This is a genomic window from Loigolactobacillus bifermentans DSM 20003, assembly GCF_001434575.1.
Classification (GTDB): Bacteria; Bacillota; Bacilli; order Lactobacillales; family Lactobacillaceae; genus Loigolactobacillus; species Loigolactobacillus bifermentans.
In genome coordinates, this window is the sequence record NZ_AZDA01000056.1 from 1 (window position 1) to 10,327 (window position 10,327).

The following is a 10,327-nucleotide window of genomic DNA, read 5'->3' on the forward strand; positions in this document are numbered from 1 at the left end:
GTGAATCATAATTCCGTCAAATTACGATTCACCACCAATGTTAGACTGTTTTTTTGTCTCAAAATAGCCCCCACTGCCAGGTTGCAGTGGGGGCTATTAAGGATATGATGAATTGCTCACGGGTGCTTTAAAGTTGGGGGACGCCTAAAAACGTGTTTACTAGGATCCCAGTCAGCACAACAGTTTGCAAATTAATTGCATACAAAAACCACTGTCTGCGGAACAGTGGTTGGCATAAGAGAGAAAGAGAATTGATTTAAAGGTAATGATGAAATACCTTACAAGCATGATAATACGCTTACTTGTAAGCGATGTCAATTATTTTTTTACTTGATGGGCTAAGAATCGGAAACGGTTTCTCTGATGAGTGCGCGACTTTGTCAAGCTGTCTTTTTAAGGCGTTGCTTCATCTGAACTTTGATGTGATTGCACCGTTAGCGTAAGTGGTATTTTGAAGTTTTTCCCAACGATTTCAGTTGCATTTTGCCACTAAAACTGGTTAAAATAGACAGCGTTGTGGAAAGGGGATCAGGAAATGGCAGCACATATTACGCTGGATTTGATTCAAGAAATTACACGGTTAGATGGCACAACTTATTTTGATATTGCTAATATGGTGATGAATGGCCGTGCAGAGCTCGCCGCGATCAATGGCTTGATCAAAGAAGTGCGAATCATTAAATTGAATATTCCGCATTCAACGGCCATTGGGCAGTATGAAGATTATGTCAGCGACCATTATACGATCCCACCAGAAAAGTTTGACCAATGGGTAGAATGGTTACCCCATGACGATGCCAGCCAACAACAATATGAGACGATCATTAAAGAAAATCATATTGGTTAATAACGCGGTCCCATCAGCTTCGTATTCAATTTTTAATCGGTTAAATTGATTTTTTATTAAAAAATGGTTTACAAGCCTACCACCGTTATGGTATAAAATATATATTGACTTTGAGAGACATCTCAACTGATTGCCCAGTAGTTCAGCGGTAGAATACCGGTCTGTTAAACCGTAGGTCGTTGGTTCGAACCCAACCTGGGCAGTTGCACCAAATTTAATTTCCGAGTATTTATTCATAAAGTGCTCAAAATATTGCCCAGTAGTTCAGCGGTAGAATACCGGTCTGTTAAACCGTAGGTCGTTGGTTCGAACCCAACCTGGGCAGTCATTCGCCATCCAAAGCGGATGGCTTTTTTTGTACGCTGTTTACCCTGTTTAAGGCGCTTTCTTTTCAAAAAGCGCTAAGATGAAGAAAACTTTAATCTTTTTAAAATTAAATGAAGAAAAAATGACGGTTTCTCTCATAATATGTGCTAAACTTTTGCTATATTCTATATCAAAAAAGTACGGGGGAATCCATTATGCAGAAGCAACGCTTTTTTCGGATCAGCTTGGGATGGCAGATCCTAATCGGACTTATTCTGGGGTTAATTGTTGGGGATCTGTTTTATCAAAATAAAACCGCAATTGCCATTTTACAGCCTATTGGCACCATTTTTATTAATTTGATCAAGATGATCGTATTGCCGATCGTGATTTCATGTTTGGTTGTCGGTATCGCTAAAATGGGCGATATTAAAAAGCTAGGCCGCGTTGGGGGCAAAACACTGATCTATTTTGAAGTGATGACCACGCTGGCATTGGCACTTGGTTTGGTAGTCGGAAATGTGACAAAGCCAGGGGATAGCATTAATATTCAAACCCTTAGCAAAGTTTCCATTACGCAATACGCAAGTACCGCCAAAGCCGCCAGCAATCATGGTTTAGGTGACATTATTATGAACATTGTGCCCACTAACTTTTTTGAAGCGTTAGGCAAAGGAGATATGATTCCTGTGATCTTCTTCACCGTGATGTTTGGTTTGGGAATCGCAGCAATCGGCAAAAAAGGAAAAATCTTACTGGACTTCTTTGATGCAACAGCAGATGTGATGTTTAAAGTAACCAATTGGATTATGAAACTGGCACCATTAGGTGTTTTTGGCTTGATTGGGACTACGATCGCCCAATTTGGGTTAGCAGCGTTGAAGCCATTGGCGCTCTTTCTGCTGGTGGCCTATGCTACCATGGTGATTTTCATTGTGGTGATCATGGGCTTAGTGGCCCGGATTTGGCATTTAAATATTTTTGAGTTATTAACGGTGATCCGGGATGAGGTGGTATTGGCTTTTTCAACCGCCAGTTCAGAAGCCGCGTTACCAAAAATCATTGAAAAAATGCAAAAATATGGTGTTAGTGGCGGGATCGTATCCTTCGTCGTTCCAACTGGTTACACGTTTAACTTGGATGGCTCGGCGATTTATCAATCTTTAGCCGCGTTATTCTTAGCCCAGGCCTATCACATTCATTTAAGCATTAGTCAACAAATTATGTTACTGGTGGTCTTGATGATCACCTCTAAGGGTATGGCAGGGGTACCAGGGGCCTCTTTCGTTGTATTACTCGCAACCATTGGAACGATTGGCGTGCCTGCAGAAGGTTTGGCGTTTATTGCCGGTATCGATCGCTTGGTTGATATGGGCCGGACCGCTGTTAATGTGGTTGGTAATTCATTAGCAGCCATGATCATTGCCAAATCTGAAAATGAATTTGACGAGCCCATGAGCAAGCGTTATTATGCCACCTTTAAACATGACCATGGTAAGCTAGAAGAGACGAAGTAAACGTCAACTGAGGTGACAGGCATGCAGTACTTTACGGCAGATACACATTTTTTTCACACGCAATTATTAGGTCAAAATGACTTTGCACCACGACCGTTTAAAACCATTGAACAGTTTCATCAGGCGGTGATCCAGGCTTGGCAGCAACGCATTGCGGCTAAAGACACGGTTTTTCATTTAGGGGATATTGCCATGCACCCAGGGGATTATCCCAGTGAACCTGAGATTTTGAACATTTTAGAACAGTTGCCGGGACAAATTGTGTTTATCAAAGGGAATCATGATAGTCGGGCGCTATTTAAATTTTTGGCCAAGCATAATTTTGAAGTCACGCCTGGCCGACCCAAGTATGAATTTCATGATGTGGGGAAGCTGATTAAAGCGGACCATTTTCAATTTTTTATGACCCATTACCCGCTGATGATGGGTATCACCAAGCAAACGTTGAATTTACACGGTCATATTCATCATTACAGTGTGCCGATTGCCGAAAATATCAATGTGGGTGTGGATACGCCTGAAGTGCAATTTTTAAAACAGGTGCCACCGTTTGGCACGCCTTTTTCGGTGGCGGAAGTTTTTGAGATGTATCACGGCAAGCAAGCTTGGTTAGCACAACATAAAAATTAGAAAAAGATTAAAAAACACATTGATTTTTAATAATCATCTCGGTAAAATAAGGGTATTATCAAATTGAGGTGATTGAGATGGCAACAACTGAGCAATCATTAGCGGCATTCCGCTCGTTTATTATGACGCGAACGTTGCCGGAAAAGCAGCAGGCCGTCAATAGTTTGCTGGTTTTGGCGGCACGACAATATCAGGAAGGCCATATGTCGCAAGACTATTTGACCTTTAGCTTGTTTCCACAATTGTTGCCGTTGGTGCAAGCTGACCAAGTGGCAGCTATTCGGCAAACTTTAGAGAAATACGCGCAACCGATTCGCGACTGATCATTTAAATCCGTGTCGTCCTGAAGCAGTTTAGGACGTTACGGATTTTTTTGATGGTAGCGGCAACGTGTTGATGCGGCTTTTTCGACTGGAATGCTTTTACCGCTTTCCGAAGTTTGATATGATAGGAATAAGTGCCGAGTTGAAAAGAGGGTTTTTGGAATGAGCGAAGTAATTGATATTTTTCATACAAATGATTTGCACTCACATCTAGAAATGTGGCCGCGGATCCGGCGTTATTTATTAGCGCAAAAGGCGCAACAACAAGCGGCAGGGCACCAAGTCTTGACGTTCGATCTCGGTGATGCAATGGATCGAACGCATCCGCTAACCGAAGCCACCAATGGCCAGTGTAATACGCAATTGCTCAATGAAATTGGGTACACGGCTGTGACGATCGGTAATAATGAGGGCATCGGTAATTCTCAAACACAATTAAATCAACTGTATCAGAAAGCAAATTTTCCAGTGATTTTAGGCAATTTACGTGATCGCCAAACAGGGGCACAACCGTCTTGGGCCCAGCCTACAAAAGTGATCACCACAGCAGGCGGTTTGCGGATTGGGCTCTTAGGCTTAACCGCACCTTATATTGCGACTTATCGCCCTAACGGCTGGGAGCCGCGTTTAGCACAAGATGCGTTACCTGATTTGCTGACAGCGTTAAAAGGTCAAGTGGATTACATTATTTTGCTGTCGCACTTAGGCTTAGATGTGGACCGCTGGATTGCAGAACAGTTTCCTGAAATTGGGCTGATTATTGGCTCGCATACCCACCATCTGTTGCCAGAAGGCCTACAGGTCAACCAGAGCTGGTTGGCGGCAGCAGGGCGCTTTGGCGATCATGTGGGCCATATCCGCTTAACGGTTGCGCAACACCAGGTGACACAGACCACGATAAGCGTGGTCACCACAAGTGAGTTGCCAGAACAGCCAGAAGATGAAGCTGAGATCGAAGGCTGGGCCAGCGCAGGTCATCAGCAATTACAAGCGCAGACAATCACCACATTGCCTCAGGCGTTGCCGGTGAGCTCATTAGGGCATTCGCCAGCAATCGATGTTGCGTTAGCAGCGGTGGCCGATGCAGCGGGAACCGATGTTGCAATTTTAAATACCGGTTTATTTCACCAAGGTTTTCCGGCAGGGCGGGTCACTGCCGACGATTTGCACACTGAATTACCGCATGCCATGCATTTATTGCGCACCACATTACGTGGAACCGATGTTTGGCGTCTAGTTCAGGAAATCGAAAAGAATCGGATCTTTTTACAGCATTATCGGATGCATGGTTTGGGATTTCGCGGCAAAATTTTTGGCGACCTAGTATATTACGGGCTTACTTATAATGCGGATAACCGCACCGTTTTGTGGCAAGGCCAGCCACTGGCGCCAGATCAATACTATACGTTGGCTGGTGTGGACACCTATTTGTATTTCCAATTTTATCCGACAATTGATATTATGGGCGCCAATGAAGTCCTTTTTCCAGGTGTATTGCGTAACGCGGTGGCCAATTATTTCATGAAAACAAGTCCAGGAAAGGTGTGAGCAAATGAGTGAAAAACAACCTGAACCAGAAAAAGGCATTAACATTGCAGCTGAGATCTCAGAAATTGCGCAAAGCGATAAGGTTGAAGCAACACCACGTGTGTTAATGGAGTCTGAAAATATGCTCACCATTGATGGGCATCCCTTTGAATTGGTCCTAAATTATCGTGATGGGTTTGATCCGGATAAATTAGGTCAACGCTTTAGCGATATTTTACTGAAATACAACTATATCGTTGGGGATTGGGGTTACGAACAACTGCGCTTAAAAGGCTTTTACAGTGACAATAACAAGCACGCCCGGCGTGATCAAATGATCAGCTGTTTAGAAGATTATTTAAATGAGTATTGTAATTTTGGCTGTGCCTATTTTGTGTTGGCACAAGTCGGTGCGCCGACGATTCCCAAGAGTTTACGGGAGGCAACACCGCGGCGGCGTCGTAATCGTAAACCGCGGCGGCGTAAGCCAGCTGAAGCCGAGAAGCGGGTCAGTAAGCAGCCACTACGCCGCGAAGGGCAAAAAGTGGTGACCAGTCAAAAGGGCTCGCGACATCGCCATTTTACAGTGAAAAATAAACAAGCGAAGAATTAGAGGAAAAGACACATGAAATATCAAGCCTATTTTATTGATTTAGATGGCACCCTTTACCGTGGCAAAGAGAAAATACCAGCTGCGTCACGGTTTATTAAACGCTTACAGGATGCGCAGATCCCGTTTTTAGTGTTGACCAACAATACGACCCAAACACCAGAGGTTGTAGCCAATAATTTAACACAAAACTACGATATGTTGATCAAACCAGAAAATGTCTTTACAGCTGCCCTTGCGACGGCTAGCTACTTAAAAGACTTAAACTTAGGCAACAAAGTTTATGCAATTGGCGAATTAGGCCTGAAACAAGCGTTACTCGATCAAGGCTTTCAATTTGATGACCGCCAGCCTGATTCGGTTGTGGTGGGGTTAGACTGGGATGTCACGTATCGTAAGTTTGAAACGGCAACCTTGGCCATTCGTTCAGGCGCGAAATTTATCGGGACCAATGCGGACACAAATTTACCCAATGAACGTGGCTTAGTGCCAGGGGCCGGCTCGGTGATTGCGTTAGTGGAACGTGCAACCCAACAACGGGCGACCTATGTCGGCAAACCAGAACCAATTATGCTCCAAGCGGCTTTAAAGCGTTTTGGTCTAACCCGTGATCAAGCCGTGATGGTGGGTGATAATTACAACACAGATATTATGGCCGGGATCAACGCCGGTGTGGATACGTTATTGGTTTATACAGGCTTCTCAAAACCAGCCGATATTGAAAAGGTTGCTGTGAAACCAACCCACCAGATTCATAATTTAGATGAATGGGACGTTTAATGCTTTGGCGCTTGGGCCGTTTTCTCCATTGGCTCTGTTTGTTTTGCGCCTTACTAAGCGGGGTGATCTTAGCCGTCTTTGCGTCTGTTTGGTTGTATCGGTTAGACATTGTGGTGTTGAAGATCCCGCAGTTAGTGCACATGACGCCACAAGTGATTTTAAAGAATTATCGGCAAATGTTAAGCTATGTGATGTTGCCGTGGGTCACCACGTTGCATATGTCACAATTTCCCAGCTCATTTAATGGAACCCAGCATTTCACGGATGTGAAGCGGCTCGTTCAGTGGCTTTACCTTATTTTTCTGGTGACAGGTGGGATTAGCTGGCAATTTATTCACTGGTTACGGCAGCGGCAACAGCTTTGGTTGGCCTACCGACCGTTACAAGTGATGATTTGGATCCCAGTCATGGTTGCAGGTCTAATGGGCTTAGGCTTTCAAAACTTTTTCATTCAGTTTCATGAATTGTTGTTCCGCAACCAAGACTGGTTATTCGATCCGCGGTTAGACCCGATCATTGTCGCGTTGCCAGAAGCTTATTTTATGCATTGCTTTTTACTAGGCATCACACTATTGTTGCTATTATTAGGTGGGGGCCTTTGGTGGAGTCATCACAGTTTGCCATACCTGCACCAAAAAAGATCGTCATTGCCGTGACAGCAATGACGATCTTTTTTTGAGTTCTGATTAAAGCGATGAACTGTGTAAAGGCTGTTTCCGTTCAGGATAAAGTGAAACAGCTAAATGATTCACGGCGGATGGTACTTCACCGAAACCGGCAGCAATTAACTTCACTTTGCCTTCGTAGGTGACGGCATCGCCAACACCATAGATGTTTGGCACGCCTGTTTCCATATGCGCATCGACGGTTAACATCCGGTGTTCCAGTGGTAAGCCCCACTTCTTCAAGACCTTGTTGTCAGTGATGAAGCCATAGTTTACCAACAATGCATCGGCAGTCAATGTCAGTGTATCTTCAGCTTTAGCCTTTTTCAAGCCAATCGTTAAGCCGTCGGCACCAGCATCGTCAACACTTTCCACGTTATAAGGGGTTAAAATCTCAACTGAGGAGGCTTTTAACCGATTAACGCTGGATTCTAAGCCGCGGAATTGATCGCGACGATGGACGATGGAGACCTTGTTTGCGATGGGTTCTAACATTAAGGCCCAGTCAATGGCGGAATCGCCACCACCAGCAACGACAACGTTTTTACCGGCGAAACGGTTAAGATCTTTTACAAAGTAGAAGATCTTGTTGTCCTCAAGTGCTTTATCGTAGTCAGCCGCAAGTGGTCGTGGTGAGAAGGCACCGCTTCCAATTGCGATGATAATACTCTTCGTTCGTGTGGTACGCTTAGAAGTTGTGATCGTAAAGCCATCACTATCTTTTGCAAGTGTTAACACTTCTTCGCCACAAAAGATATCTGGTTTGAACTCATCGAATTCAGTCAATTGTTTGTTCAAATTAGCGATGAGTTCTTTCCCTTTAACCGCAGGAAAACCAGCAACATCGCGAATAATTTTTTCAGGGTACAAAGCAGAGACCTGGCCACCTAATTCTGGTAAACTTTCAATAATTTGGGTATCAAGTTGACGCATACCAGCGTAAAAGGCAGTAAACATACCAACAGGGCCGCCGCCAATGACCGTTAAGTCGTAAAGATGTTCTGTATCTGTCATAATTTGACCTCCTTCGTAATACCTTTTACTCTAGCATAAATTGCGGAGTGATGGTAGCATGCACTCTCCATAAATTAAACTTTTTCATTTTGTGATAACGCAATCATAAAACGCTTCCATAAATGCCATCGTTTTAAAGGCGAGAACGTGTTAAAATATGAAAAGTACCAAATTGCCAGAGCACGTTAATGTGATCAACACCTGGCAAACTAAGAGGAGGAAAAATTAATGACATTACCACAATTAGATTTAGCAAATGCGACAGGGCCCCAAGCAACGATCAAAACCAACCACGGGGATGTTGTCATTCAATTGTTCCCAGAACAAGCACCTAAAACAGTTGCCAACTTTATTGCATTAGCAAAAAAAGGTTACTATGATGGTGTCACATTTCATCGGGTGATTCCTGATTTTATGATCCAAGGTGGCGACCCAACTGGTACAGGTGCTGGTGGTGAAAGTAGTTTTGGTGGTCAATTTGAAGATGAATTTTCACCTGAGTTATTTAACTTAAACGGTGCATTGTCGATGGCCAACGCCGGCCCGAATACAAACGGCAGTCAGTTCTTCATCGTGTCTAACGAAAACGTACCTGCGCAAATGTTTGATCAAATGAAGGCTGCTAAATGGCCAGAAGAATTGATCACGGCTTATCATGATGGTGGGACGCCTTGGTTAGATGGTCATCATACTGTTTTCGGTCAAGTGGTTACAGGCATGGATGTTGTGCAAGCCATTAGCCAAGTGGATCGTGATGCGCAAGATAAACCAACAACACCAGTTGTCATGGAAACAGTCACAATTAAAGATTAACGTCAGTAAGCTGCCTATTCGTAGGTGGCTTTTTTGATTGCAGTGCGGAATGCCAGTATCGCGTAAAATACGTTAAACGGATAGAAATAATTGCGTCACTTTCATCAGATGGCTATAATAAAGGATTGAAAATCAATTTTGAAAGAAGGTGGACTTGTGACTTATCATATTGGGGATGTTGTGCCAGGACGTGTCACGGGGATTCAGCCTTATGGTGCTTTTATTGCATTAGATGAGGAACACCAAGGCTTGATCCATATTTCAGAATGTCAGCATGGCTTTGTGAGTGATATTCATCATCTATTGAAAGTCGGGCAATTGATTGATGTTCAAATTTTGGATATTGATGAGTATTCAAAAAAAATCAGTCTTTCCTTGCGTTCACTAGAAAAGTTACCGTATAATAGTCAAAAATTCCGGCGTAAGCATTATTGGACGAGTCGGGAAGAACATTTTGGATTCCAGCCCATTGCGGAGCGGCTGCCAGGATGGATCGAACAAGCGCTGAAAGATTTCAGCGAAGCTTAATTGAGAAGAGAATTGAATAAAGGAGATGCCAGCATGCGTCAAGTTGCAGGTACGATCTTAATGATCGATGCGGTGAAAGAACCTCATTTTTTGGTTGCCCAGAAAGGTGCTGACCAGTATCGTTTGCTGTTGACTGCGGATACAGCAGACCATACACCCTTGGCTAATATTTTACAGACCATTAAAACAAAACTATCATTAGATGTTTCAGATTTGCGTTTAAGCGAATTAACCAATGTTAGTGTTGAAGCACGGAATATGTCATTATTTATTTTTGAATGGGCCAATCGTTTGGCACCTACGAAACAACAGGCCTATATTGAACAATTAGCGACGCAAGGCTATTTTTTCAAAGCACCGCGTGAATTGCGTGGCTTATTGGATCGCATTGAAGTGACAGGGGTGCCTAACTTGAATCCAAGTAAGTGATTGGGCACCAAACGAATAAATATCAAAAAAATTCAATATTAGTATTGACCTGGGCCGAATATCTTGGTAAGATATTTTTTGTTGTCAACGACGTGTATCAAATGGTTGTTGAATAACAACGAAAAAAGAGCTTGACAAGTTTGAAACAACTTGTTAAACTAATAAAGTTGTCAATTGAATAAAGTAATTAGATATTGCATAAATATTCAAAACAACTTCAAAAAGTTGTTGACAATAAAACGCTTGCCTGATATACTGAAACAGTTGTCATCAGGCAACGAAGTAGACCTTTGAAAACTGAACAAAGTTTCGACGAATCAAATGTGTAGGGTCTTAGA

Annotated in this window: 12 protein-coding genes and 2 tRNA genes; 13 read left to right on the forward strand and 1 reads right to left on the reverse strand. The window is 43.2% G+C overall.

Going from position 1 to position 10,327, the window contains the following annotated elements; all coding sequences use genetic code 11:
• The first annotated feature begins 535 nt into the window (after positions 1-535).
• The 10 genes from FC07_RS07755 to FC07_RS07800 all read left to right on the forward strand — a co-directional run bounded on the left by FC07_RS07755 (position 536) and on the right by FC07_RS07800 (position 7,196).
• Entirely contained in the window at positions 536-847 is a 312-nt protein-coding gene (locus FC07_RS07755) for a hypothetical protein (RefSeq protein WP_057904556.1), read from the forward strand.
• Between the two features lie 131 nt (positions 848-978).
• Positions 979-1,050 (forward strand) — tRNA-Asn (locus FC07_RS07760).
• A 50-nt stretch (positions 1,051-1,100) separates the two neighbouring features.
• Positions 1,101-1,172 (forward strand) — tRNA-Asn (locus tag FC07_RS07765).
• 196 nt (positions 1,173-1,368) lie between these two features.
• The gene (locus FC07_RS07770) at positions 1,369-2,670 is read left to right on the forward strand and encodes a cation:dicarboxylate symporter family transporter (protein WP_057904557.1); all 1,302 of its coding nucleotides are present in this window, start codon (positions 1,369-1,371) and stop codon (positions 2,668-2,670) included.
• A gap of 21 nt (positions 2,671-2,691) precedes the next feature.
• Positions 2,692-3,300 (forward strand): metallophosphoesterase, encoded by a 609-nt coding sequence (locus FC07_RS07775; RefSeq protein ID WP_057904558.1) that lies wholly within the window; start codon positions 2,692-2,694, stop codon positions 3,298-3,300.
• Between the two features lie 77 nt (positions 3,301-3,377).
• The gene (locus tag FC07_RS07780) at positions 3,378-3,623 is read left to right on the forward strand and encodes a hypothetical protein (protein ID WP_057904559.1); all 246 of its coding nucleotides are present in this window, start codon (positions 3,378-3,380) and stop codon (positions 3,621-3,623) included.
• A 162-nt stretch (positions 3,624-3,785) separates the two neighbouring features.
• On the forward strand, positions 3,786-5,171 hold the full coding sequence (locus tag FC07_RS07785; RefSeq protein WP_057904560.1) for a bifunctional metallophosphatase/5'-nucleotidase: 1,386 nt from the start codon (positions 3,786-3,788) through the stop codon (positions 5,169-5,171).
• Between the two features lie 4 nt (positions 5,172-5,175).
• Positions 5,176-5,763, forward strand: coding sequence for a YutD family protein (locus FC07_RS07790; RefSeq protein WP_057904561.1), 588 nt, complete (start codon positions 5,176-5,178; stop codon positions 5,761-5,763).
• 12 nt (positions 5,764-5,775) lie between these two features.
• A complete protein-coding gene (locus FC07_RS07795) occupies positions 5,776-6,540 on the forward strand; it encodes a TIGR01457 family HAD-type hydrolase (protein WP_057904562.1) in 765 nt (254 codons plus the stop codon).
• Positions 6,540-7,196, forward strand: a complete 657-nt coding sequence (locus FC07_RS07800; protein WP_057904563.1) for a TIGR01906 family membrane protein — start codon at positions 6,540-6,542, stop codon at positions 7,194-7,196. Before FC07_RS07795 ends, FC07_RS07800 begins: the two co-directional genes overlap by 1 nt.
• Positions 7,197-7,226: 30 nt before the next feature.
• Here the strand turns inward: FC07_RS07800 and FC07_RS07805 are convergent, their stop codons facing one another.
• On the reverse strand, positions 7,227-8,219 hold the full coding sequence (locus tag FC07_RS07805) for an NAD(P)/FAD-dependent oxidoreductase (RefSeq protein WP_057904564.1): 993 nt from the start codon (positions 8,217-8,219) through the stop codon (positions 7,227-7,229).
• A gap of 228 nt (positions 8,220-8,447) precedes the next feature.
• Here FC07_RS07805 and FC07_RS07810 point away from each other — a divergent pair, with 228 nt between their 5' ends.
• From FC07_RS07810 to FC07_RS07820, 3 genes are all read left to right on the forward strand, one after another.
• Entirely contained in the window at positions 8,448-9,032 is a 585-nt protein-coding gene (locus tag FC07_RS07810) for a peptidylprolyl isomerase (RefSeq protein WP_057904565.1), read from the forward strand.
• Positions 9,033-9,188: 156 nt separating this feature from the next.
• Positions 9,189-9,560 (forward strand): CvfD/Ygs/GSP13 family RNA-binding post-transcriptional regulator, encoded by a 372-nt coding sequence (locus FC07_RS07815; protein WP_057904566.1) that lies wholly within the window; start codon positions 9,189-9,191, stop codon positions 9,558-9,560.
• 33 nt (positions 9,561-9,593) lie between these two features.
• Positions 9,594-9,989 (forward strand): hypothetical protein, encoded by a 396-nt coding sequence (locus tag FC07_RS07820; RefSeq protein WP_057904567.1) that lies wholly within the window; start codon positions 9,594-9,596, stop codon positions 9,987-9,989.
• Positions 9,990-10,327 lie beyond the last annotated feature (338 nt).

What these genes read in the sequence shown, in the direction of transcription:
- FC07_RS07755 (WP_057904556.1), top strand. Translation starts at nt 536, where the DNA reads ATGGCAGCACATATTACGCTGGATTTGATTCAAGAAATTACACGGTTA.
- FC07_RS07770 (WP_057904557.1), top strand. Translation starts at nt 1,369, where the DNA reads ATGCAGAAGCAACGCTTTTTTCGGATCAGCTTGGGATGGCAGATCCTA.
- FC07_RS07775 (WP_057904558.1), top strand. Translation starts at nt 2,692, where the DNA reads ATGCAGTACTTTACGGCAGATACACATTTTTTTCACACGCAATTATTA.
- FC07_RS07780 (WP_057904559.1), top strand. Translation starts at nt 3,378, where the DNA reads ATGGCAACAACTGAGCAATCATTAGCGGCATTCCGCTCGTTTATTATG.
- FC07_RS07785 (WP_057904560.1), top strand. Translation starts at nt 3,786, where the DNA reads ATGAGCGAAGTAATTGATATTTTTCATACAAATGATTTGCACTCACAT.
- FC07_RS07790 (WP_057904561.1), top strand. Translation starts at nt 5,176, where the DNA reads ATGAGTGAAAAACAACCTGAACCAGAAAAAGGCATTAACATTGCAGCT.
- FC07_RS07795 (WP_057904562.1), top strand. Translation starts at nt 5,776, where the DNA reads ATGAAATATCAAGCCTATTTTATTGATTTAGATGGCACCCTTTACCGT.
- FC07_RS07800 (WP_057904563.1), top strand. Translation starts at nt 6,540, where the DNA reads ATGCTTTGGCGCTTGGGCCGTTTTCTCCATTGGCTCTGTTTGTTTTGC.
- FC07_RS07805 (WP_057904564.1), bottom strand. Translation starts at nt 8,219, where the DNA reads ATGACAGATACAGAACATCTTTACGACTTAACGGTCATTGGCGGCGGC.
- FC07_RS07810 (WP_057904565.1), top strand. Translation starts at nt 8,448, where the DNA reads ATGACATTACCACAATTAGATTTAGCAAATGCGACAGGGCCCCAAGCA.
- FC07_RS07820 (WP_057904567.1), top strand. Translation starts at nt 9,594, where the DNA reads ATGCGTCAAGTTGCAGGTACGATCTTAATGATCGATGCGGTGAAAGAA.